At 61.0% G+C, this 23,407-nt stretch carries 17 protein-coding genes; 12 read left to right on the forward strand and 5 right to left on the reverse strand.

Annotation, left to right across the window (positions count from 1 at the left end; genetic code table 11):
• The first annotated feature begins 14 nt into the window (after positions 1-14).
• Positions 15-851, forward strand: a complete 837-nt coding sequence (locus KGR00_RS20945) for a glucose 1-dehydrogenase (RefSeq protein WP_224419184.1) — start codon at positions 15-17, stop codon at positions 849-851.
• Between the two features lie 203 nt (positions 852-1,054).
• Positions 1,055-2,014, forward strand: a complete 960-nt coding sequence (locus KGR00_RS20950) for a zinc-binding alcohol dehydrogenase family protein (RefSeq protein ID WP_224419185.1) — start codon at positions 1,055-1,057, stop codon at positions 2,012-2,014.
• Positions 2,015-2,168: 154 nt separating this feature from the next.
• Here KGR00_RS20950 and KGR00_RS20955 read toward each other — a convergent pair whose 3' ends face one another.
• A complete protein-coding gene (locus KGR00_RS20955) occupies positions 2,169-3,185 on the reverse strand; it encodes an NAD(P)-dependent oxidoreductase (RefSeq protein ID WP_224419186.1) in 1,017 nt (338 codons plus the stop codon).
• A gap of 110 nt (positions 3,186-3,295) precedes the next feature.
• Between KGR00_RS20955 and KGR00_RS20960 the strand changes: the two genes are divergently transcribed.
• The 9 genes from KGR00_RS20960 to KGR00_RS20995 all read left to right on the forward strand — a co-directional run bounded on the left by KGR00_RS20960 (position 3,296) and on the right by KGR00_RS20995 (position 10,016).
• Complete coding sequence (locus tag KGR00_RS20960) at positions 3,296-3,910, forward strand: TetR/AcrR family transcriptional regulator (RefSeq protein WP_224419187.1); 615 nt, start codon at positions 3,296-3,298, stop codon at positions 3,908-3,910.
• Between the two features lie 38 nt (positions 3,911-3,948).
• Positions 3,949-4,083, forward strand: a complete 135-nt coding sequence (locus tag KGR00_RS22470) for a hypothetical protein (protein ID WP_275423205.1) — start codon at positions 3,949-3,951, stop codon at positions 4,081-4,083.
• 101 nt (positions 4,084-4,184) lie between these two features.
• A complete protein-coding gene (locus tag KGR00_RS20965; protein ID WP_224419876.1) occupies positions 4,185-4,628 on the forward strand; it encodes a GNAT family N-acetyltransferase in 444 nt (147 codons plus the stop codon).
• A 164-nt stretch (positions 4,629-4,792) separates the two neighbouring features.
• Positions 4,793-5,137, forward strand: coding sequence for a DUF427 domain-containing protein (locus KGR00_RS20970; RefSeq protein ID WP_224419188.1), 345 nt, complete (start codon positions 4,793-4,795; stop codon positions 5,135-5,137).
• 237 nt (positions 5,138-5,374) lie between these two features.
• A complete protein-coding gene (locus KGR00_RS20975; RefSeq protein ID WP_224419189.1) occupies positions 5,375-6,322 on the forward strand; it encodes a DUF2971 domain-containing protein in 948 nt (315 codons plus the stop codon).
• 17 nt (positions 6,323-6,339) lie between these two features.
• Positions 6,340-6,513, forward strand: coding sequence for a hypothetical protein (locus tag KGR00_RS20980; RefSeq protein WP_224419190.1), 174 nt, complete (start codon positions 6,340-6,342; stop codon positions 6,511-6,513).
• Between the two features lie 248 nt (positions 6,514-6,761).
• On the forward strand, positions 6,762-7,385 hold the full coding sequence (locus tag KGR00_RS20985) for a restriction endonuclease (protein WP_224419191.1): 624 nt from the start codon (positions 6,762-6,764) through the stop codon (positions 7,383-7,385).
• Positions 7,386-7,466: 81 nt separating this feature from the next.
• Entirely contained in the window at positions 7,467-8,420 is a 954-nt protein-coding gene (locus tag KGR00_RS20990) for a toll/interleukin-1 receptor domain-containing protein (protein ID WP_224419192.1), read from the forward strand.
• A 99-nt stretch (positions 8,421-8,519) separates the two neighbouring features.
• Positions 8,520-10,016, forward strand: coding sequence for an RNA-directed DNA polymerase (locus KGR00_RS20995; RefSeq protein ID WP_224419193.1), 1,497 nt, complete (start codon positions 8,520-8,522; stop codon positions 10,014-10,016).
• Between the two features lie 233 nt (positions 10,017-10,249).
• Here the strand turns inward: KGR00_RS20995 and KGR00_RS21000 are convergent, their stop codons facing one another.
• Positions 10,250-11,251 (reverse strand): IS30 family transposase, encoded by a 1,002-nt coding sequence (locus tag KGR00_RS21000; protein ID WP_224419194.1) that lies wholly within the window; start codon positions 11,249-11,251, stop codon positions 10,250-10,252.
• Positions 11,252-11,435: 184 nt separating this feature from the next.
• Between KGR00_RS21000 and KGR00_RS21005 the strand changes: the two genes are divergently transcribed.
• Positions 11,436-13,151, forward strand: a complete 1,716-nt coding sequence (locus KGR00_RS21005; RefSeq protein WP_224419195.1) for an ABC transporter ATP-binding protein — start codon at positions 11,436-11,438, stop codon at positions 13,149-13,151.
• Positions 13,152-13,370: 219 nt separating this feature from the next.
• Here KGR00_RS21005 and recD read toward each other — a convergent pair whose 3' ends face one another.
• The 3 genes from recD to recC are packed head-to-tail and all read right to left on the reverse strand — an operon-like array spanning position 13,371 to position 23,370.
• Entirely contained in the window at positions 13,371-15,842 is a 2,472-nt protein-coding gene (recD, locus tag KGR00_RS21010; RefSeq protein WP_224419196.1) for an exodeoxyribonuclease V subunit alpha, read from the reverse strand.
• Positions 15,839-19,717: an exodeoxyribonuclease V subunit beta gene (gene recB / locus KGR00_RS21015; protein WP_224419197.1), complete on the reverse strand. Its 3,879-nt coding sequence runs from the start codon at positions 19,715-19,717 to the stop codon at positions 15,839-15,841. Before recB ends, recD begins: the two co-directional genes overlap by 4 nt.
• Entirely contained in the window at positions 19,714-23,370 is a 3,657-nt protein-coding gene (gene recC, locus KGR00_RS21020; protein ID WP_224419198.1) for an exodeoxyribonuclease V subunit gamma, read from the reverse strand. Before recC ends, recB begins: the two co-directional genes overlap by 4 nt.
• Positions 23,371-23,407: the final 37 nt, after the last annotated feature.

The raw sequence follows: 23,407 nt of genomic DNA on the forward strand, positions 1-23,407 counted from the left end.
TCGCATGCTCCAGTATGCACTTACCAAAAGGTGCATACTTCAATGAAGGAAAGCAAGTCTCTATTCTCTATTTCGAAGCAGCCAACACTTTCCAGGAGATAGAGATGGGTAGGCTTGAAGGTAAAATCGCCGTCATAACCGGCGGCAACAGCGGCATCGGTCTGGCGACGGCCAAACGGTTTGTGGCAGAAGGTGCCGAGGTTTTCATTACCGGCCGTCGTCAGGAGGAACTGGACAGGGCTGTGGCGGCGATCGGCTCCGGAGTGACCGCGGTGCAGGGCGATGTTTCGCGTCTGGACGATCTCGAGCGGCTGTTCGAGACGGTGCGGGCGAAAAGCGGACGAATAGACATTCTCTTCGCCAATGCCGGGCTTGGAAAGCTAGCTCCGCTTGGCGCCATCGACGAGGCGTCGTTCGATTTGACCTTCGACGTCAATGTCAAGGGAACGCTGTTCACGGTGCAGAAGGCCCTGCCGCTTATGCAGGCCGGTGGATCCATCATTCTCACGGGTTCCACTACCGGTTCGACGGGGACACCTGCATTCAGCGTCTACAGCGCGACCAAGGCTGCAATCCGCAATTTTGCCCGAAGCTGGGCCCTGGACCTGAAAGGGACAGGCATCCGCGTCAACGTGCTCTCTCCCGGCGCCACCGAGACTCCCGGCCTCAAGGGCTTGGCCAATGTGGGCGAGGAAGATGCGTTGCTGGAGGGCTTTGCCTCGCAGATACCTCTTGGTCGTATCGGGCACCCCGAGGAGACGGCGGCGGTGGCGCTCTTTCTTGCCTCGGACGAAAGCAGCTTCATGACCGGTAGCGAGGTCTTCGCTGATGGCGGGGCCGCACAAGTCTGATGGCCGCTCAAATTCAGAACTTGGCTTTCTTGTTCGGGGCCTTTTCTCCGGGCGGCACGCTCTGCTGCGTTACAGCTCGATGGTGGACCGGTCGGAATTCGATCGGAAATGGCTTAAGTAACCGGGCGGCTCTCGGATAGCAAAGCACTTCAGCCCGCGATCAGACCCTGGCCGACGACAATGCCCGTCTGGAAGGAAAGAACATGAAGGCTGCATATTATGATGCGCCAGGCGGACCGGAGGTCCTGAGCTACACAGACGTCGAGGCTCCGGTCTGCCCCGAGGATGGCGTGCTTCTCCGGGTGGAGGCAATCTCAGTCGAGGGGGGCGATCTCATCAACCGGGCGACGGCGGCGCCTCAGGCAGCAGGCCACGTTCCTGGCTATGCGGCCTCGGGCGAGATCGTCGAGGTTGGCGCGAAAGTCAACGACTGCTTCATCGGTCAGAAGGTGACGTCATTCGACATGGGCGGGTCCCATGCCGAATTGCGCGCCGTGAAGGCCACGCGAACCTGGATCGTGCCGGAGGGGTTGCAGATGGCGGCTGCGGCCGCTCTGCCCATCTCGTTCGGGACCGCCCATCACAGTCTGTTCGCGCGCGGCAACCTGGTCGAAGGCGAGACCCTGCTCGTGCAGGGTGGAGCGGGCAGCGTCGGGGTCGCGGCGATCCAGCTGGCGCATCGCGCCGGTGCGAAGGTATTGGCGACCGTCTCGGGCGCGGATCGCGTTGCCCGGCTGCAGGCTTATGGGCTGGACGCCGCGATCGACCACCGCTCTGAGGATGTGACCGCGGCCGTCATGCGGCTGACCGACGGCCACGGCGTGAATCTGGTCGTCGACCCCGTCGGCTCCACGCTCGCGGGATCGCTGGCCGCACTCCGGCCCGAGGGCCGTCTGGTCTTCGTCGGTAATGCAGGGCGCGCGTCGCTGGGCCTGGACCTCTGGCCCGCCTTGCAGGCCAATCAAACGCTTCTGGGTGTCTTCATGGGCAGCCAGCTCGAAAAACCCGACGTCCACCGGACGGTCGACGACATGTTGCGTCTGGCCGCCACCGGTGAGCTGGAGGTTCCCATCGATCGACGGTTTTCTCTTTGCGAGGCCGCGGCTGCACATGCCTATGCCGAGGAAAATGCCATCCTGGGCCGGGTCGTCCTTGTCCCTTGATCGGCAAGACCCGGGGCGCCGTGGAGGCGTGTGCCCGGGTTGCTGCATCGGGAATCGTTGCCGTAGAGGGAAACGGCGACCTTGATCTGGCGCGGGGCATGCCTGGCTGTTTGCTACCGTCGATGCCGGTTCGGAAAAGACGACGGAAATGGCGTCAGGGACAGGGTTGCGCCTCGAGCGCCACTATCTGCCCACCGACCTGGCGGAACCGTTCCAGGTAGCCCGCCGGCTCGAGCAACTGGTACGGAAAGTAGAGCCCGGCCGGTGTGGGCGGCTTGCCGTCGAGCCCGAGAAGGCGTTCGAGCACCAGGGCGACACCCAGCCCCGTCAGCGGCATCTGTCCCTCGGGATGGATCACCGCATGGCGTGAGCGCCGCGGTTGCCCGGCGTGGTCCTCCCCGGCGAGTTCGATCAGGATCTCGGTGGACATCGGCTCGCCACGACGGCGGCTGGAACTGACCCCGATGGCCAGGTTGAACTCGACGTTCGGCGCGCCGGTGGCGGTGGCGAGGCCGAACACGTCATGGGGTGACAGGGCCGTGGCGTCCATCGCCGTGCCGTCGGCGGCGTGTAAGGTGGCCGCGAGATCCTCGCCCTGGCGCCAGACCCAGGCGCCCTGCCGGCGCACCTGCACGGCGGGAAGGGCCTGTGTCTGGCGCTCCAGGTCGTCGAAGGAGGCGGGGCCGCCTTCGTCCTGCTCATCCAGCACGGCGCCGAGGCGAACCGCGTCGACATGACGGAACGCCCTGGCGAACTCGAGCGTGGGAATCGTCGTCGCGCCGACCAGCCATTCGGTCCCCAGGACCACCGGTGCGGCGTTCGGCCGATGCATGTAGGCCGCAACCTCGGGCCCGGTTTCGTGCATGGCGGGGGAGATGCTGATGTAAGGCACGCCGTGTCGCTGGGCGAAGCGCAAAGCGGCGACGGTCGTGTCCGTGAAGAAGATCGTGATGGCCCCGATGGGGCGTCCGCCGAGTCCGAGATCATCGGCAGCGAGATCGACCGTCGTGCCTTCGGCGTTGCCGATGTCGGCGGCCGCGCGTTGCGCCTTGGCCAGATCGCGACCGCCGATCAGCAAGGGGATGTCCGGGTGGGCGTCGCGCAGCAAGCGTGCGGTGTGGCGGCCGACGATGCCGGTACCACCGATGAGCAGTAGGGGAGCGGCTGACATGAGAAGTCTCCGAGTCGAATGAATAAAACCTACCATGAGTAGGTTGTGGTGACGCTAGCCTACTCATGGTAGGTTTTCAACATGCCAAAACACGAAGGAAAGGGTGGGCCGTGAAGCGCACGACACGCGAGACAAGAGAGGCAACGGGGCAGCGGCGGCTTTCCGGGCCCGAACGGCGCCGCCAGCTGCTGGATACGGCACAGCGCATCGTGCGGGAAGAAGGGGCGGATCGGCTCACGCTGGGTCACCTGGCGGCGCGTGCCGGGGTTTCCAAGCCGGTCGCCTACGACCATTTCGGCACGCGCTCGACGCTGTTGATCGAGCTGTACAAGTTGATCGACCGCCGGCAATCGGATGCGCTTCGCGAGACGTTGACGAGCGAGGAGCGAAGCCTCGAGGAAACCGCCTCGCTGCTGGCGGCGGCCCACGTGCACTGCCATGCCGATACCAGCGGTGAGTGGCATGCCATCGGGGCCGCGCTGACGGGGAGTGAAGACAAAGAGACGGTCTACCAGGAACTGCTCGACAACTATGTCCAGCTGTTCGCGGCCGCGCTGAAGCCCTATTCCGCCCTGCCCGACGCGGAGCTCGACCGGCGCTGCATCGCCTTGATCGGCGCGGGGGATGCGATTTCGGCGGCAATGGTGCGGGGCAGCTGCAGCGAGGCCGAAGCGGCGGCAACGTTTGCCTCACTGATACGAGGCGGTATTCAGGCCACGCCCTGAGGGTTCGTTTAGCGGCCCATACTCGGCGCCTGTTGGTGATGGACGTCAGCCGCGTGGCGGACGGCCTGGCCACGCCGGCGATGGGCACCCTCACCACGCGCCTGCTGTGGCGCTGCGGCTACGAGACGCCCGTGTTCCAGGCATTCGCGGGTCAGTTCCTGGGGGAGGCATGATCCGCGTGCCCGTGTTCCACCTTCATGATTTGACACTGGCAAGCGGCATGGCGTCTTTTATAGGCGCGGTAGCCATACATGACGCAAATAGTGAGTGTTTGATGAAGGTCGAGAGCGCAGGGAAAGCAGACTATCGTGAGCTGCTGAATGTCTGGGAGGCATCGGTCAGGGCAACGCATGATTTCTTGCGCGAACAGGACCTGCTGGAGCTGAAGCCACTGATTTACGAGCAGTATTTTGGCGCCGTCGATTTAACCTGCGTCAAAGACGGGAGAGGTGACATCCTGGGTTTCTGTGGCGTTCACGACGGCAATATCGAGATGCTGTTCATCGCACCGCATGCGCGCGGCAAAGGCATCGGCACCTTGCTGCTGGATGACGCGGTAACTGCCAAGGGTGCCACCCGGGTAGATGTCAACGAACAGAACCCACAGGCGCTGGGCTTCTACCAGCACAAGGGGTTTGTCGTTAGAGACCGCTCACCGCTCGATGGACTGGGGAAGCCCTACCCATTGCTGCATATGGAACTCGTGAACACGCCGTGACGTACCACGTCAGCAAGAGGACCGCACACCTAGGTAGATGCTGATCAGACGATTCTCATGAGACTGACCTAGATCAAAAGCCTAAGTGAAATTGGCTTCAGGCGGTGGCATTCTGAATCCCTCGTTATAGGCTGAGATATCAGCCCACCAGCAGGGGACTGCCGATGGCCGACCGCACCACTGAACCCCGCATTACCCTGCATCCGCATTCTCGGCGGGTCCGCATCCTTGCTGACGACACGCTGATCGCCGATACCCGCAATGCCATTGAGCTGCGCGAGAAAGGCTATCCACACCGCCACTACATCCCGAAAGAGGATGTGGATATGGCGAAGCTTTCGATTTCCTCCACCGTCACCCACTGCCCGTTCAAGGGCGATAGCACTTATTACTCTCTGCCCGATATCGCCGATGTGGCCTGGAGCTATGAACGGCCGATTGACGAAATGCAGGCGATTACTGGGCGGCTGGCGTTTGATGCCAGGAAGGTGATGGAGCTTGTGGAGTGACGACCGCTATCGACCCAAAGCGGCCATGCTGGAAAAGGCGGCCTGCACGTTCATCGGTGTTATGCAGCCGGCACTATGATTGGTGTTATACAGCCAAGCTATACTTAATGTGTCGATTTTTCAGTATATTATGGGGAAAGCGGCGTGCGGTATAACATTGTTGAACGCGCGTGTGCGTTCAAGTCAATAAACGAGCGTGCTGTCTAATACCTGTTAGCACTTAAGGAATAACAAACCATGGAAATCAGCGATCCAAAGGAATGTACCTTTGGCTTCTTAAGGGCTCAGTTTAACAGAGGGTCTCCAAAACACTTCGACATAGATTTATTTTTCTATACAGGAGAAACAATCAGTCACTATACAGATCTTGCTGGGTTGTTTGGGATTGTAGAATCTGGTGGGTTCTGGCTATCAGATCATCGGTTTTTAAATGATACGGAGGAATTCGAGAATGGCAGAAAGCTCACGAATAATCTGCTAAAAAAACTAGCAGGAAAGAAAGCGTACAGTCATTTTAAAGACATATTGCTAGAAACAGTCTCGCAGCTAGAGAACTTTTGCGAGGAACCATACTATGTATGCTCCTTTTCCAAAAAACCTGATAGTCTCGACCAGTGGCGATCTTATGGAGGGAACGGGCAAGGATTATCAATAACTTTTGATAACACAAGAAAGTCCCTAAGCCACTTTTTTGCAATGCCAATACTTTCGGTTAGCAAAGTCCTTTACAACGACAGTGAAAAAATAAAGCTAATACTGCGTACAATTAGGCGCTACAGAAAAGAGTACATTGTAGATCTAGAGTACGGAAACCCGATAGATATTGAGGACTGGAGCGATCAATTAGCGAAGCACTTAGCCTTAGAGTTCATTAACTTTAAGCACTCCGAATATGCATCGGAACAAGAAATTAGAATGGCAGTATCTAGTAGCCATTTACATCACTTTCAGGGGGTAAAGCATAGAGTTGGCAAAGATTGTATTATTCCATATATAACTTCAAAGGATATTTACAATGAATCTTTTGAAAAGCATCTGGGTACAAATAAGTTGCCCATTACTGAGATTAGAGTTGGCCCTGCTGTAAATCAAGATATGACCGCTAAAAGTATTAAAGAATACCTTACCTGCAAGGGGTATGAGGGGGTCAGAGTGATAAAGTCTGACGTCCCATATCGAGGCTAGTGCTAACAAGCCGCTCAATGGTGACCCCGCAGGCGGCGCACATTAGCGGAGCGTTAAATGCCATGAAGAAAATACTGCCGCATATCGAAATCGGACTAGATCAATACGGGGCTGTTGCAGTCAGCGTAGAGGACTATGAACTTTTCGATTTTATTGACGACTATGTCACCGAAGAGTGTGACCTAGATTAGCATGACAAGACTGTGAAGGAAGCTGCAAAGGGTGAGGTACACACTATGTACTTTAATCCAAAGCATTCACTAACCGAAGTGGAAGTCGCGTTGTTAAAGCTTGATCCTGAAGAAGTCGAAAAAATATATGCGATTAACAACTGAACAAGCGTCAACCAGGGCATTTAACAAGGTGGTCAACGGGACGCCAACTACGCTGCGCTCCGTTGACGCCCATTACCACGGCGTTAGCTTCTATAGGAGATTAAATGATCAATTGGGAAAATGTCACTCCTGAAGAGTTTGAGGAGCTTTGCTATTTACTTCTTGAGGAAAACGACTTCCATAACTTGGAATGGTACGGAAAAAGTGGTGGTGATAGAGGTAGGGATATCCTTGCAGAGAAAAGCTTTAGCCCATTTCGTGGGAAGACCGTAAACCAAAAATGGCTATGTCAGTGTAAGAGGTATACCAAAAAGAAAGTCACTAAAAGTGAGTTAACAGAGACGTTTAATGCCGCAAGAGAACATGGTGTTGATTATCTATTGTTTGCAATTTCTGACACTTTTACAGCTGATCTAAAAGATTGGATTAATAGTGTAAAGAGTGAGTATAGCTTTGAAGTTGTAGTCTGGGAAGAGCTGGACCTTAAGAGAGAGGTTAATCGCAATCTAGTCAAAATATCGTCAAGGTTTCCAGGGCTTATTAAACAATCTGACTCAATATACTTTTACGAGTGCGGTGACTCAAGCACCTCCTATATGAGCAATGAGTTCGAGGAGGTTGGCTTTTATTTGTTAAATAATTATGGGCACAAAGAGAACGTGAAAATGATAAATGAGTTTATTCAATTTATTAAATCTAATGACTTTGTCTTTGATCAAGAAAGCTAACAAGGTGCTCTGCGGAAAATTTACTCGCTGACGCTCCTAAATTTCCGCAGAGCACGGCGTTATGCGCAATGGAGGCATTAAGTGAGTCCCAAAGTATTCATTAGCCACGCTAGTGAGGATAAACCTCGGTTTGTCTCAGCATTTGCAACAAGGCTCCGTGAGAACGGCGTTGATGCATGGTTGGACCGGTGGGAAATGCTTCCAGGAGACAGCCTTGTCGATAAAATTTTTGAAGAAGGTCTAAAAGAAGCTCAGGCGGTAATCATCGTCCTATCGAACTTCAGTGTGTCGAAGCCTTGGGTATCTGAGGAACTGAACGCGAGCATAGTTGCTCGCATTTCCAAAGGGACCAAGATCATTCCCGTTGTTATTGACGATTGTGATGTGCCCGAAGCGCTCAAATCTACCCTATGGGAACGAGTTGTAGACCCTTCAGATTTCGACGAGCCATTACGCCGTATTCTAGCTGCAATTTTTGATGTGCGTGAAAAGCCAGAGGTCGGAGAACCTCCCGAGTTCGTCCGAGAGGCAACCAGCAGTATCGAGGGACTGAGCAGCGTTGATGAATTAGTTCTGAAGCGGACTGCAAAATACGATCTGGAGAATAATTCACACATCGTTGAGCCAGAAAACATCTTCTCCGATCTAAATACCCTCGGACTTTCGAAGCAACAGATTCTGGATTCAATCGAAGTTCTGGATACCGATGGATTTTTCGAGGTGTCCCGCTACGTGGACGGTGGACCAGACAGGTATGGATGTTACATTCAAGTAACTCCTTTCGGGCTCCAGAAATACTGCTCGACTGAACTTGATACATACGAGCAACTGAAGGATCAGTGCGCTGGTCTAATCGTTAACGAAGGAGTACAAGATAATCAGTCGTTAGCTAAAAGAACAGGAGCTCACCTTCGCCTCATCGAACACATATTGGATGTATTCGAGTCTAATGGACTAATTGAAACGTCGAAATATCTGGGGGGCAATATCACTATTCACAGCGTTCACGCGAAGTTCCGGCGGATGCTGACGTGATTTCGCATAACAAAGCGCTGCTGTCGGATAAATTCTACGCTTCGCAACAAATTTACCTCAGAGCTTGGCGTTCAGCGCCCCACAAAGGCTAGCGAATAAATGAAACGTTTAATCGACCTAACCAATGAAGAAGCGCGTGCTCATTTCTTGAAGGGGAGTAGCTACTTCAATGGGGATATTCCGAGCTACATTAATTTTGAGCCTATTTTGGCAAGTGTTTCTGAAACTTTAGGCGGCGCTAATTTCAATAAATTCAAGAAATGCAATCCAGCCGATTTTCCTGATGTAAATTACAATTTCATTGCCAATAAGGATGGACGGTTTGCTTGGCGGTCCTATGAGTTGATGCACCCTGCAATATACGTCTCATTAGTAAACGTTATTTGCGACGAGGAAAACTGGGCTCTAATTATATCCCGTATGGCTGAGTTTGAGAATGGTGTCATAGACTGCTGCAGTGCGCCTGTAATGTCAGTTGACCAACAGACCGATGTTGCTACTCAAATAAAAGGCTGGTGGCAGGCTGTTGAACAACGCTCTTTGTCTTATTCGCTGGAATTCAATCACCTTCTTCACACCGATGTGACTGACTGCTACGGCTCGCTTTATACGCATAGCATTGCATGGGCTATCCATGGAATCGAAGAAGCTAAGAAAAACAAGACTAAGAATTCGCTTCTCGGAAACAAGATTGATTTTCACATTCAGGCTAGTCGTTACGGCCAAACAAATGGAATTTGCCAAGGCTCGGTACTTATGGATTTTATCGCCGAAATCGTACTCGGCTATGTCGATGAGCTTATAAATACTGAGCTGGGTAGCTGTTCTGATATCCGAATCCTTCGTTACCGAGATGACTACCGCATCTTTGCAAACAGCGATGAGCGTGCTGAATCCGTTCTTAAGGTTGTTAGCGATAAATTGCGAACGGTCGGAATGAAGCTAGGAGTTTCAAAGACTTTCTCTAGCGGAAACGTAGTGGAAGGGTCTATCAAGCCAGACAAACTTGCTGGTATTGAACTGCAAGACCTTGGCAAAGCAAATGCCAAAACGATCCAAAAACAATTAATGAGACTTCATGCGTTCGGTCAACGATACCCGAATAGCGGTGCGTTACGTCGATTAGTGGGTGAATTTCACACTAACGTTTCTAGCCAAACGGAATCCCCCGACGACCTGGAAGTTCAAGTGGCAATCGCAACAGATATTGCCTATGTGTCTCCAGCAACTTTTCCCGCCGTAGCTGGAATTTTGAGCCATCTGATTGTGCTTGCACCAGCCGAAGAAAAGGTTCGACTCTGGACTAAAGTCCGAGAGAAAATTAAACGGGTTCCTTACAATGGTTATCTTGAAATATGGTTGCAGCGAGTAACTCAACCAAAAGCCTTGGGAATTCCCTTTGATAGCTCTGAGCCAATTTGCCAGATAGTTAATGGTGGGGCGCCGCAATTGTGGGGGTGTGACTGGATCGCTAGTGAAGCTTTGAAAAATGCGATTGATGTGAAAAGTATTGTTGTTGCGGACGTGGCAGACGCAACAGAAGTGATTGAACCCAAAGAAATCGAGCTTTTCAAACAGAATGCTTGGTCATACTAACGCTCTAAATAAGGGTGTCGTGTAAATGGTGCTGAACAAGGCGTTTCACCGGACAAGCCGGTGCATGCGGCGTTAGGAATCGGAGAAATAGATTGAACCTTGAGCCAGAAAACAAACACTCCTTATCAGAACTAGAAGATTCAGAAATTCTGGATGAGATACCGAGCGCCTCGAAGGGCATTACAGTACTGCCTGAGTCGTATCGCGACGTTGATGGATTGATAGTCCGGAATTCAAGCAATAAGCGCAGCACCTGCGGTATCTAGGGCTCCTGAGTATTCCCCCAGAAACACCTGCGCCGGTGTTCGATAGCCGAGCCGTTTTCGGGGGCGGTCATTCAGCTTCATGACCACTTTGCGCAGCTTGGTATCGGTGACCTGTCGGAAGTCCGTTCCCTTGGGGAAGTACTGCCGTATCAGGCCGTTGGTATTCTCGTTGGTCCCACGCTGCCCGGAGCAGTAGGGATCGCAGAAGTACGTCGACGCCGTCACCGCCTTGGCCACGGCTTCGTGGCCAGCGAATTCCGAGCCATTGTCCAGAGTAATAGTTTGGACAGCTCCCCGACGAGGCTTCAACAGGCGGATCATGGCCGCTTGTGTCAGCTCTGCCGAGATCTTGGGCAGCCGTGCCGCCAGCAGATAGCCGCTGCGACGCTCGACCAGCGTAACCAAGCCCGATTGCTTGTGCCCATGGATCACGGTGTCGCCCTCCCAGTGACCGATGAAACGCCGGTCATCGACCTCAGCGGGGCGGCGCTCAATCCCTACCCTGTTGGGGATCTTGCCCAGCCCAGCGCTCTTGGCCTGAACGCGGTGTTTGCTGCGACGCTTGGGCTGACGGAGATGCCGCCAGAGATCACCACCCCGTGCCTTGTCATCCCAGATCAAGGAGTAGATCCATTGATGACTGACGCCGACGCCGGCCAATGGCGCTGTGAAGCCACTGATTTGCTGGGGGCTCCACTCCTCACGCAGCCGGCCGACAACGGCGGCAATCATGCTCGGCAGGCGCTTTGTCCACTTCCAGGCGGTACGGCGCCGATGATCACTGAGGGCCTGAGCCTGTTCGGGATCATAGCCATCGGAGGTCGCGTTGCGGCGCAGCTCACGACTGATCGTGCTGCTGTGGAGGCCCAACTCCCTGCCGATCTGCCGCTGGCTCATGCCCAAGTCATAGCGGGCGTGGATCTGGTATCGTTGGGTCTGGGTCAGTTGTCGGTATCCCATGCTCTGCATCACTTTGGTCGGTGAGCCGAGAAGGGTACCGGCGCTGGCCTTCCTGCCTCTACCGTGCTGTCCAAAGTGCTGCGGTTATTCTATGAATCCAGAGTTGAAGTCGGGGGAAAAGTGCTAGGCGATGATCCGAATTTGCCCGAGAGAATGTGCCCGATTGTTGAGGTCTAGATTACCGAGCCTTGCTATGAAAGACACCTATCCTCCATCTTATGTGACGACATATCGGCGTGGGCTTGAGCTGGTCCGTTCACGCTATCCGCAATTTTTCGTTCACCTCATACTTGTACTGCTGCTCATGATCAGCATAGCGGCAGTGGGCGCAGCCGTTCCCTATTTGCTACGACAGACCACCAACCTCTTGGTGAAGGAATCGGGGGAGGGGATAGTGAGTATGATCTACGTATTCGCTACTGCCTATGCGGTCGGTTGGACATTGAGCAATATGATGGAGTGGGGGAAGAATCTCGCGAGTTCCTACGTAATGGCCAGATGCGATGCCGCCGTTTATTCGAGTGTGGTGCGGCGCCTCTTGCGTTTGCCTTACCAGGCTCAGCATCAGCTTGATACAGGCGTGGTCATGGCGGATGTGAACCGAGCGATGAGCAGTTTTGGCCTGATCAACCACGCCATCTTTTGGACCATAACCCCCGTGGTTATTCAGCTTTGTTTCGTCTTCGGTATTCTCTGGCAGGTGATAAACCTTACCTTCGCGGTAGCCTTCATCCTGGCCATCGTCGCACTCTTCATGTTGACCTACCGAATCGCCGATGCGACAACCCGAATCCACAAGAACTTTTATCAGACACACACCCAACTGAGTGAATTCCTCGCGGAACGCCTACGCGCCCTTTATGATATTAAGATCAACCTCGCTGTTGGGCATGAAGAAAGAACGCTCGACCAGCATCTGCGCACCTACGTCCACACGGTATACGGAACCCATGCGAAGCTCAGTGGCCTGATGGGCGGGCAAGTCCTCGCTGTAGGTCTCGTGCTGGGTGGGTTCACGCTTTATACCGTCAGTGAAACGCTACGCCAGCGCTATCAGGTCGGCGATTTTATCATGATCACGAACTATGTGGTGCAACTAACCTCTCCGTTCGTCATGATTGCGGCAGCGTTGATCGATCTCAAGAAGAACTACGTAGCCCTAGATGACGGCCTTAGATATCTTGATTTACCGACTGAACCCCAATCCGCTTCCGGCATCATCCTTGATCATCGGCAGCCTGTGTTCACGCTACGAAACGTTACTCTACGCGCCGATGACGCCACATCCACTATGCCGCTTAGTGCGGAAATTCAGGCTGGCAATATGTACGGTGTACGCGGTCCATCCGGAAGCGGGAAGTCCACGCTATTGAGGACGCTTCTTGGGCTTGTGACTCAGGAAGCTGGCGAGATCTGCTTCTATGGTGTCAATATTCGCCAACTTTCTCCAAATGACATACTGAATGAAGTAAGTGTAGTACCCCAGGCTCCGCTGATTTTTAGTGGTAGCGTTCGCGAGAATTTACTCTATGCGCACTCTAAACCTGTATCCGACGAGGAGCTGCTGGAGCTTGTCGAACTCCTGGATCTAAAACGGGTCGGCGGTGGAAGCTCGGGTGAAGGAGTGCTGGACCGTAGTGTTGGCATACAGGGAAGAAACCTTTCAGGTGGGGAACAGCAGCGTATCGCAATTGGCAGGGCTCTGCTGCGTGGAACACGTACCATGATACTTGATGAACCAACAGCAGCGTTGGATAGTGTTCGCGAAATTCAGCTTATGCAGGCGCTAAGAGAACGCATTGAAACTCTGATTGTTGTAAGCCACCGTGAGCAGGTGCTAGAACTTGCCGATGAGTTCATTGAAGTCGGACTGTGCAACACGCCGATACAGGCTACGAAAGAGAAATAAACCATGTCTTTGATACAGCTCCAGAATGCACTAAATGAAGGTGGAAGAAATTCCTGCATGGAAAGCGTTGTGCACCCGTGGCCGCAAATTCTGAGTGCAACACCGTCAATGCGTTGATGATTTGGTCTCATGGTACTGCACCATCAGTTCTCTCTTAATTTCAATCGGATGCTTGAAGTCGAAGCGCTTTGCGGACACATTTTGAGACCGAGTGCCATTTCATTTAGTCCCTTCTGACTGTAGATCACTCCCCAACCCACTCACCCGCATCACCCGTCTCTGCGCCGCGTCCATCAGCTGGCCGCGGCCGGTTTCCACCAGCGTCAGCCAGTGGCGGGCGCGAGTGATGCCGGTGTAGACCAGCTCCCGGGTGAGGATGGGGTTCGGCGCGTCGGGCAGTACAAGGGCGGCGTGGGTGAACTCCGAGCCCTGGGACTTGTGCACCGTCATCGCGAACACCGTCTCCACCGCTTGCAGGCGCGAGGGCAGCACCCACTTGATGCGACCGGTGCCATCAGTGGCGGGGAAGGCCACCCTCAGCAGGCGGCGGCTTCGATCGTCGGGTGAGGTGCCGGGGCGCGGCATGTCCAGGGTGATGCCGATATCGCCGTTCATCAGCCCCAGGCCGTAGTCGTTCCTGGTGACGAGCACCGGGCGGCCGGGGTACCAGCGTTGGCGGCCGTCCTGGCTGTCGATCAGTTTTTCCCGCTCCAGCGCCTGGCGTACCCGCTCGTTCAGGCCTTCCACGCCCCAGGGGCCACGGCGCAGCGCGCACAGCAGCTGGAAGTCGCCGTGGGCCGCCAACACGGCGCGGGCCCAGTCATCGAATTGTTCCTGATCCGCGTCGTCCGCCGGGCGCCGCTCGGCCATCACGCTCAGGAAGTGGCGGTAACCCACCGGGGGCGGCAGCGTTTCGCCGTTATGCTCGCGGCCCTGGCCACTGCGGGGAAACTGCTCTGGGCAGCCGCTCACCGCCAGGCGGGCCAGGCCGCGTTCGTCGTCGGCGGAAAGTTTCAGGTGCGAGAGATCCGCGAAGCCGTGTTTGAGTGCGTCACCGATGGCACGGCGTTTGGCAACGGGTCCGGCGTCGCTGTTGATGGCGGCGGCCAACTGGCCGATGCCGCTATCTGCCGTGAAGCGGTGGCTGACGCGCAGCATGGCGATGGCCTGGTCGAGCGGTTGGCCGTTGGCGTCGAGAGTATCGCTTGGCAGCGGCTGGCCGGTGGCCTGGGCCAGCCATTCGGCGGTGGCCGGGGTGTAGTGGCCGCCCTCGGCCCGGGCGCACAGGTCGCCGAGTATCGAGCCGGCCTCCACCGAGGCGAGCTGGTCCTTGTCGCCGAGCAGCACCAGCCGCGCCCGGGGTGGCAGCGCCTCGAGCATCGCGGCCATCATGCCCACGTCGACCATCGAGGCCTCGTCCACTACCAGCACGTCCAGCGGCAGCGGATTGTGGCGGTCGTGGCGGAAGCGTCGGGTGCCCGGTCGAGATCCCAATAAGCGGTGCAGGGTGCTCACGTCCTTGGGAATCACCTCGCGCAGCCGCTCGGGATCGCCGGTCAGGCCGCCGAGGTCGAGTCGGGCCACCTGGCCGGCGATGGACTCGTTGAGCCGGGCGGCGGCCTTGCCGGTGGGCGCGGCCAGGCGGATGCGCAGGGCTTGTCTGCCTTCATCCGTTTCTTCATCCAGGGCCAGTGCCTGGAGCAGGGCGAGCAGGCGGACCACGGTGGTGGTCTTGCCGGTGCCGGGGCCGCCGGTTATCACCGCGAAGCGCGAGCGGCCGGCCAGGGCGCAGGCGGCCTTCTGCCAGTCGATCGCTTGCGAGGCGCCGCCCCGGTCGGGGAAGAGGGCATCGAGGATCGGGCGCAGGCGGGAGGGATCGTCGCGAACAAGTTCGCTCCCACCATATGTTCCGGTGTTCTTGCTGCTATCCGGCTGTTCGCCAGTGGGAGGGAATTTATTCCCGATAGCGGCGTGCTGGGTGGCGGATTCATCGCGAACAAGTTCGCTCCCACCGTGCGTTGCGGCCATCTTGCTGCTGCCCGTGTCTTCGCCGGTGGGAGGGAATTTATTCCCGACAGCGGTGGGCTGGGTGGCGGATCCATCGCTAACGAGTTCGCTCCCACCATGCGCGAGGCTTTTTCCGTCAGCGGCCAGGCGCGCATTCAGCGCCCCGTGAATGTCGCGCTCGTACTGCCAGTAGCGGCGCAGGTAGAGCCGGGGGCGCGCGGCGGTGCCGGCGAGCACCAGCGGGGTGCTGCCGGGCCCAATGGCGACCAGTTCGGGCTGGTCGAGAGCGGCGCGCCAGGCGTCCAGTTCGAGCGTGGCCATCACTCGGCTGGGCAACGGCGGCGGGTCCTCCAGGCTGTCGCCTTCCGGCGGCAGCGAGAGCGCCAGGTCCGGCGTGGCCAGCGTCTGGGCCAGGTCCAGGCACACGTGGCCACGGCCGAGCTGGTGGCTGGCCAGCGCTGCCGCGAGCAGTAGCAGGGGCGAGGCCTCACTTACCGCATGCCCCTTGCTCGCCTCGCGATGCAGAAAGGCGGCGAAGGCGCGGTCCAGCGAGCGCAGCCAGCCGCGATCCAACCAGCGGTCGAGCAGGGCGAACAGCGCCGCGTGATCGGCCAGTGCGTTTTCGGGCGCTTGAATCAGCGACCGTTCTGGGGCGGTGGCGTGGTTCGGGGTATCCGGGGTCACGCGGCGGCCTCCTCGGCGCGGAACAGGGCATCGAGCGCGAGGATCAGCTCGCTCGGCGGGCGTTCGTCATGCACGCCCCGGGAGGGCGCGCGGGTGCCGCGCAGGAAGACGTAGAGCGCCCCGCCCAGGTGGCGCTCGATGTCGTAGTCCGGCAGCCGCGCCTCGAGCAGCCGGTGCAGGGCCAGCAGGTAGAGGCAGTACTGCACGTCGTAGCGCTTGTCGAGCACGGCCTCCGCCATCGCCGCCGCGGTGTAGGCGGCGTCGTCCGCGCCCAGGTGGTTGGACTTCCAGTCGAGCACATGGAAGCGCCCCTCATGTTCCACCACCAGGTCGATGAAGCCCTTGAGCATGCCGTTGAGGGTGTCGGGTTCGAGCGCCGGTCTAGAGCGCCCACCGAGTGTGTGAGTGCTTACGAGGGCGTCCAGCCGGCGGGTGTTGACCTGGTGGGCGGCGAACCAGAACTCCAGCTCGATCCGGTAGTCGGTGGCGCGATCCAGGGCGTCGAGACGCAGTGGCGAGCCTTCGCCGGGCATCGGCAGCGGCGTGCTCAACAGTTCCGGCAGCCACTGTTCCAGGGCGGGGATCTGGCCCTCCCAGCCGCGACGGTTGGCGCGCCGTGCCAGGGTGTCGGCGCGCAGTGCGTCGTCCACGGCCACCCGGGCGAAGCCTTCCTCGCCGGCCCATTCCAGCAGGCCGTGCAGGAAGGTGCCCGCCGAAGGCCCGCGAGGGAAGCGGTGAAGCGAGCCCTCGCTCACCGTGGCAGCCTCGGCATCGAAGGGTTCGTCGAGCACTTCCATGGCGGTGGCTTCAGTGGCGGTGGTGGGCTCCGGGGAGGGCTCGGCCTCGGCGGCGGGTTCGCTCTCGTCATCCGGGGTGGCGCCGGTGCGCAGCGCCGAGTAGCTGGCGATCCACCAGTGTTCGCGGATCGCCCGGGTGGGCGCGCGGGCCTCACCGAGCGGTGTGTCGTCGCTGGCGAGCTGGACCGGCGTGGCATCGGCCTCGGGGGCGTCGCGTACCGTGACCGTCGCCTCGTGATTGCCGGTGTCGTCGTCGGCCGCTAAGGCCTCTAGCGCCGGGCGCAGGGACTCGGGCGTCAGCGCCTCGCCGCCGGCAATCAGGTGGCCGATGGCGCTGCGCTCCATGGCCTCCAGCGGCGCCAGGCCGAGCCAGGTGGCGTGGCGGGCGCGGGTCAGGGCGACGTAGAGCTTGCGCAGGTCCTCGCCCAGGCGCTCGTGGTCGGCGCGGGCCAGCGTGGCCTCGTCGGCGGAGAGCGTCAGGCGCAGATGGCCGGCGTCGTCGTGCCAGCGCAGCGGCAGGTCGCCGGCCTTTACCGGGCGGAAGGCGGCGATGAAGGGCAGGAACACCAGCGGGTATTCCAGGCCCTTGGACTTGTGGATGGTCACCACCTGCACCAGGTCGGCGTCGCTCTCCAGGCGCAGGCGGTGGGTGTCTGACTGCGCCTGGGGATGCGCGCGGGACTCGGCGAGAAAGCGCAGCAGGGCGTGCTCGCCGTCGATCTCGGCGCTGGCCTCCTGCAGCAATTCGCCGAGGTGCAAGAGGTCAGTGAGCCGCCGCTCGCCCTCGGGTACCGCCAGCAACCGGCCGGGTACGGCGAAGTCGGCCAGCAGCCGGTGCAGCATGGGCAGCACGCCACGGCGCTGCCACTGGCGGTGGTAGTCGCGGAACTGCATCACCCGCGCTTCCCAGGCCAGTTCGTCCTGCTGGGGCCCGCCGTTCAGGGCGTCGAGTTCGGCGAGGCTCAGGCCCAGGCTGGGTGTGGCCAGCGCGGCGCGCAGGCAGCGCTCGTCGTCCGGCGCGGCGCAGGCGGCCAGCCACACCTCCAGCTCGGCGGCGGCCTCGGTCTCGAACACGCCTTCCTTGTCGGAGAGATAGACGCTGCGGATGCCCCGGGCCAGCAGGGCGGCTCGGATGGCGCGGGCCTCGCCGGCGTTGTTGACCAGCACCGCCAGATCCGACGGTGCCAGCGGCGTGAGTTCTCCGTTTTCGACAAAGCCCGTCTGCCCGGCCTGGCCCTCGCGCAGGAGACTCGCCATCTCGCTGGCGCAGCGCCCGGCCAGTTCCTTGAGGTAGGCGCCCTTGGCCAGCGTCTCGTCACTGGCCAGGTGCCAGAGCGTCAGCGCCGGCTGGGGCGCGCCGTGGCGAACCAGGGCGTCCTTGCGGCCGTTGGCATCCACGGGGAAGAAGGGAACGGGGTTGTCGTCACCGCGCCGGAACAGGAAGGCGCCGGATTCGCTCTGCTCGGCATGTTCGAACACGCGGTTGACCGCCGCGACCATGGTTGCGGCGGAGCGGAAGTTGGTGCCCAGCGTGACGTGGCGGCCTGCGGTGTCGCGCCGGGCCTGGAGATAGGTGTGGATATCGGCGCCGCGGAAGGCGTAGATCGCCTGCTTGGGGTCGCCGATCAGTAGCACCGCGCTCTTTTCAGCGCCCGAAGCCGCGCTGTCATCACGATTCTTGGCCAGCTCATAGACCCGATCGAACAGCCGGTACTGCACCGGGTCGGTGTCCTGGAACTCGTCGACCAACGCCACCGGGAACTGCTCGCGGATGCGTGCGGCCAGGGTCTTGCCGGCTTCGCCCGCGAAGGCGGCGTCCAGCCGGTGCAGCAGGTCGTCGGGGCCGAGTTCGGCGCGGCGGCGCTGCACGGTCTCGCGGCGGGCGGCCATCCAGTGCACGGCGTGGGCGAGCAGGTCGGCGAAGGGGTCGGGCAGCTCGGCGAGCTTATCCGGCAGCGCTTCCAGGGCCTCCAGCGCCGGCAGGTTCGGCACCGGGTCTTCCTTCCAGATCTCGGCGATGCCGTCGGGCGTCAGCCGCTTCCAGGCGGCGTCGGTCAGCTTCGGTTCGGCAAGCTCCGGGTCGCTGGCCCAGTCGCGAAGATCGCGGATCCAATTGGCGCGGCTCCTGGCGTTGAGCTTCTGGCCGTTGAAGGCCTTGCGCTTGGCGGCGGCCTCGAGCAGTTCTTCCAGCTCGTCCAGCCAGGCCGCCCAAGGGGCCTTGAGTTCGGCCAGCGCCTCGGCGCGCTGCTCGCGGTAGTTGGCCAGCGCCTCGAACGGTGGTGGCGTCACGGGCAGGGCGGCGGCGTGGGTGCGCAGCCGGGCGGCGGTGTCGTTCAGCGTATCCGGCGTGGTCCAGTAGCGGGCGACGATCTGCAGCGCCTCGGGGTCGAGGTCGTAGTAGAAGCTGCGCCAGTAGTCCCGGGCGATCTCAAGGTCCATCTCCGACTGGTCCAGCGACATCTCCAGGGCGAACAGGCTGCCGCTGTCGAAGGCGTGCTCGCGCAGCATGCGGTGGCACCAGGCGTGGATGGTGGAGACCGCGGCCTCGTCCATCCACTCGGCGGCCAGCCGCAGGCGGCGGGCGCAGCTCGGCCAGCTCTCGCGCGGGTAGCTGTTACGCAGGGCGATCAGCGGGTCGCCGCCCGGCGAATCGCTGCTTGGAGGCGCATCTTCTTCAGGTCGCGAGTTATCCACCGCCGGTTCGGCAAAGAGATCGCCGGTCTCGTTCGGAAACAGGTCGGGTGCGTCGTCGGGTGCCTCCGTCGCGGCGTCTTCGCCGATGGGCTGGAAGGCGTCGGCGGCCTCCACCAGCCGGGCGCGGATACGGTCGCGCAGCTCCTGGGTGGCGGCGTTGGTGAAGGTGACCACCAGGATCTCCGGCGGCGTCAGCGGTCGCGGGAAACTGGCCGCGTCGTCCTCGTTCCGGGGACCGAGTACCAGGCGCAGATAGAGCAGGGCGATGGTGAAGGTCTTGCCGGTGCCGGCGCTGGCCTCGATGAGCCGGCTGCCGGTGAGCGGCAGGGCGACCGGGTCGAGGCGCGGGGTCGCGGCCGTGTGCCTGTCTGCTGTCATCGTCATGCCTTGCCTCCCTGGCCCTTGCCGCCGTTCTTTTTATCGCCGCCGCCCTTGGCCTTCACGGCACGATTCTTCACAACATCGTGCAGCGGGGCGTAGAGCGCATTGGTCAGCTCGGTGAAGCGCCGGCCAGCGGCCTGATGGCGTACCAGGCTCGCAAGATCGCGCCACTGGCGGGCGAGGTACGGGTCCCGGTCGCGCTCACCGGGCGTGTAGTCGTTGCCCTCGAACATCTGAACGGCGGCCTTCCAGGCCTTGAGATCGGCTTCTTCTGCCTTCTCTTCATCGCCGAAGACGCGAGCCAGAGCGTCGGGATTGCCGCCCTTCTCGTGCCAGGCGAAGGCGGTGTCCCGGGCCAGCGGCAGCGGGGCGGTCATGCCGGCGCGCCAGGCGCGGGCGATGGCTTCCAGGTGCGTACGGGCAGTGCCGGCGTCCAGTGGCGCCAGGGTGCCGCCGCCGGCGCGGGAGAGCAGCACCGTGGTCATGGGGCCTAGGGCAAGCTGGCCGGCCAGGTGCGCGACCCAGGGGGCCAGCCAGTGCTTCCAGTTGTATTTGCCCTTGTTGACCAGGCTGCTGGTCATCAGCACCAGCCGGCAGCGCTCGCCGTCTGCGTTCTCGCGCAGGCCGTCCAGCCAGTCCTCCACGGCCAGCGTGCCTTCGTTGGTGGCCAGTTCCAGCGATACGGCAGCCGGCGTCTCCCAGGCGTGGGGCCAGGCTTCGAGCTGGTCGGCGTAGTCAGCGAGCAGGCCGTCCAGCGGCTCGACCAGGTGCTCGCGCATCAGCTCGGCGAAGCCGCCCATGGCCAGGCGTCCCTCGCGCTCCAGGCGCTCCAGGGTGTCGTGAATGGCGGGCGTCGGCGGCTCGGCGGCGTCCACGGCGCGACGCCCGGACTCGATCAGTGCCTGCTGGAGCTGCCAATGGTCCAGGCCGTCCAGGGCGAAGGGCTCGTGGTCCGGGCTTTCCAATGCTTCGCGCTCGAGGTAGACGCCGAGGCGGGTGGTGAAGAAGGACTTCACCGGATCCTTGAGGAAGCCACTGAGACGCGCCAGTGGCAGCGCCGTGTCGATTTCCATCGGTGGTAGCTCGCCGTCGACGGCGGCTTCGGGAGATGAATGGCCGGCATGGATCGCTCGCCATTCATGAGCATAGGTATACAGGCCTCGCTCGCCGGTAAAGCTCTCTACCGTGCCCGACCCCGCACGGAAGTATTTTCTGCTGAACGGCTGCAGCGGGTGCTCGGTGGTCAGGGCGTCGACCAGCGCCTGGCCGGCTTCATCCTCGTACTCGCTACCTGCCAGTCGCCAGCCGGCGGCGAGGTGGTCGCGAAGCTGGCCGAGCAGCACCGAGGGCGGGCGCGGCTCGTTGTCGTGGATGCTGCGGCCGACCCAGCTGATCATCAGGCTGTCGCGGGCCGAGAGCAGTGCCTCGAGGAACAGGTAGCGGTCGTCCTCGCGACGCGAGCGGTCGCCGGGGCGGTAGTCCTGGCCCATCAGGTCGATGTCCAGCGGGCGCTGCACGCGTGGGTAGTCGCCGTCGTTCATGCCCAGCAGGCAGACGTGGCGGAAGGGGATGGCGCGCATCGGCATCAGGGTGGCGACGTTCACCGCGCCGGCCAGGAAGCGCTGCGAAAGATTGGCTTCGTCGAGCTGGCCTAACCAATGTTCGCGCACCACCGAGAGCGGCAGTGCTTCGGTGAGGCCGGCGTCCTCGGTGGTCTCCTGCCACTCCTCGAGGAGTTCTCCCAGGCGGTTGAGGGTGGCGAGGTCGGCCTCGTCTTCGGCGGCGAAGCACTCGCTCAGCAGGTCGCGCAGGCGGCGGCACCAGGTGGCGACGTCGGCGGGCTCGCTGAGCGCGCGCCACTGGGCCTCCAGGGCGTCGAGCAGGTCCATCAACGGGCCAGCCAGGGCGGCTTCCAGGCCGCCGATGTCACCGAACGGCTCGATGTCGTGCCAGGGGCCGTCGGCGGTGTCGCCGACCGCGTAACCCAGTAGCAGTCGGCGCAGGCCGAAGGCCCAGGTGTTGGCGGTGAGCCCGCCGGGCAGGTCGAGCCGGGCGCGTTGCTCGGCATCGAGCCCCCAGCGGATGCCGGCGCCCTCGATCCAGCGGCGCAGCACCGGCAGGGCGTCGGCGGCCAGGCCGAAGCGCCCGCGCAGGGCGGGCACTTCCAGCAGGTCGAGCAGGTCACTGACCGTGAGCCGCGATTCCGGCAGGTGCAACAGCGCCTCCAGTGCCACCAGCAGCGGTTGGCGGTGGCGGCTGGTCTGGTCGGAGAGCGTGAAGGGAATATGGCGCGGATCGTCCGGTGCCAAGCGCCCGAACACGGCCTGCACGGCGGCGGCGTAGGTGTCGATGTCCGGCACCATCACCAGCACGTCGCGCGGGCGCAGCGTGGGGTCGGCGTCGAAGGCGGCCAGCAACTGGTCGTGGAGGATCTCCACCTCGCGCAGGGCGCTGTGGGCGACATGGAAGCGCAGGCTATGATCCCGGGCCGGGCCCACCGCCGGCCAGGCCTCGCGGGTCTCCCGGGGCGGGCGTAGCTCGAGGATGTCGTCCTGCAATTGCTGCAGCAGCCCCGGGGCCTCGCCGTCGGCGGGGGAGTCGAACAGGTCGATGCGCAGCGCCTCGGCGTCGAACAGCGCCCGGTAGGCGTCCTGGTCGTCGAACTCGTCGAGCAGGCGCAGGTAGTCGCGGCCCTGCTTGCCCCAGGCGGCCAGCAGCGGCTGGGCGTGGAGGTGCAGCTGGGTGTCGTCGAGCTCCAGCGGCATGCCGGGGCGGTGGCGCTGGCGCCGGCGGGCGGCCCGCAGCAGGTCCTTGTGCTCGATGATGTCGGCCCAGTAGTGGCGGCAGGGGTTGTGCACGCAGAGCAGCACCTGGGTGACCCTCGACACCGCGGCCAGGGCTTCCAGCGTCTGGCGAGGCAGCGAGGAAATGCCGAACACCACCACCCGGCGCGGCAGGCCGGCGGGGCGCGTCTCGGGCGTCAGTTCGCGGCAGGCCTCGAGAAAGCGGGTGTGCACCCAGGCGCGGCTGGTGGCCAGGCCCTGCTCGCCGATGTCGTCGCGCAGCCACCGCCACAGCGCCGGCTGCCAGCACTGGTCCTCGGCCAGCGGCCGGGCCTGGCCGCGGGCGTCGATCAACTCGTCGCGGCCCGCCGCCCAGGCAGTGAGCCAGTCGGCGCGGTAGACCTGGTACTGGTCGAACAGGTCAGCCAGGCGCTCGGCGAGCTGGTGGCGCTTGCGCAGGTCATCGTCGTCGGCGAGGAAGCGCGCCAGCGGGGCGAAGGTTGGATCATCCAGGAGTTCCGGCAGCAGGCGCATCAATCGCCAGACCAGGCGCGGCTTGTCCAGGGGCGAGGCCGGTGGCACGGCCTCGGCCCCCAGCACGGCGCGGTAGGCCTGCCACAGATAGCGCGCCGGCAGGGTGACGTCCATCGCCGCGGCGATGCCGGCGCCGGCGGGCGGGTCGGCGGCCAACGCCAGCTTCAGCCACTGGCTGATGCCGTTGCTCTGCACCAGGATCACCTCGTCCTCGAGCGGCCCCAGCGGGTGATTGCGCAGCCACTCCACCGCCAGGTCGCGCAGCGCCTCCAGGCGATTGCCGTGGATCACCATGAAGCCGGGGCTGAGCTCGGTTCCCTGGGCGAGACGGAGGGGCATGGCGAATCCTTCACGGCGATGAGACGGGGCCTCAATG

It is taken from the genome of Modicisalibacter sp. MOD 31.J (assembly GCF_020147985.1).
Lineage (GTDB): Bacteria > Pseudomonadota > Gammaproteobacteria > Pseudomonadales > Halomonadaceae > Modicisalibacter > Modicisalibacter coralii.

What these genes read in the sequence shown, in the direction of transcription:
- recB (WP_224419197.1), bottom strand. Translation starts at nt 19,717, where the DNA reads ATGACGATGACAGCAGACAGGCACACGGCCGCGACCCCGCGCCTCGAC.
- KGR00_RS21000 (WP_224419194.1), bottom strand. Translation starts at nt 11,251, where the DNA reads ATGCAGAGCATGGGATACCGACAACTGACCCAGACCCAACGATACCAG.
- KGR00_RS20965 (WP_224419876.1), top strand. Translation starts at nt 4,185, where the DNA reads ATGAAGGTCGAGAGCGCAGGGAAAGCAGACTATCGTGAGCTGCTGAAT.
- KGR00_RS20945 (WP_224419184.1), top strand. Translation starts at nt 15, where the DNA reads ATGCACTTACCAAAAGGTGCATACTTCAATGAAGGAAAGCAAGTCTCT.
- recC (WP_224419198.1), bottom strand. Translation starts at nt 23,370, where the DNA reads ATGCCCCTCCGTCTCGCCCAGGGAACCGAGCTCAGCCCCGGCTTCATG.
- KGR00_RS20955 (WP_224419186.1), bottom strand. Translation starts at nt 3,185, where the DNA reads ATGTCAGCCGCTCCCCTACTGCTCATCGGTGGTACCGGCATCGTCGGC.
- KGR00_RS20980 (WP_224419190.1), top strand. Translation starts at nt 6,340, where the DNA reads ATGGTGACCCCGCAGGCGGCGCACATTAGCGGAGCGTTAAATGCCATG.
- KGR00_RS22470 (WP_275423205.1), top strand. Translation starts at nt 3,949, where the DNA reads ATGGACGTCAGCCGCGTGGCGGACGGCCTGGCCACGCCGGCGATGGGC.
- KGR00_RS20950 (WP_224419185.1), top strand. Translation starts at nt 1,055, where the DNA reads ATGAAGGCTGCATATTATGATGCGCCAGGCGGACCGGAGGTCCTGAGC.
- KGR00_RS20995 (WP_224419193.1), top strand. Translation starts at nt 8,520, where the DNA reads ATGAAACGTTTAATCGACCTAACCAATGAAGAAGCGCGTGCTCATTTC.
- KGR00_RS21005 (WP_224419195.1), top strand. Translation starts at nt 11,436, where the DNA reads ATGAAAGACACCTATCCTCCATCTTATGTGACGACATATCGGCGTGGG.
- KGR00_RS20970 (WP_224419188.1), top strand. Translation starts at nt 4,793, where the DNA reads ATGGCCGACCGCACCACTGAACCCCGCATTACCCTGCATCCGCATTCT.
- KGR00_RS20985 (WP_224419191.1), top strand. Translation starts at nt 6,762, where the DNA reads ATGATCAATTGGGAAAATGTCACTCCTGAAGAGTTTGAGGAGCTTTGC.
- KGR00_RS20975 (WP_224419189.1), top strand. Translation starts at nt 5,375, where the DNA reads ATGGAAATCAGCGATCCAAAGGAATGTACCTTTGGCTTCTTAAGGGCT.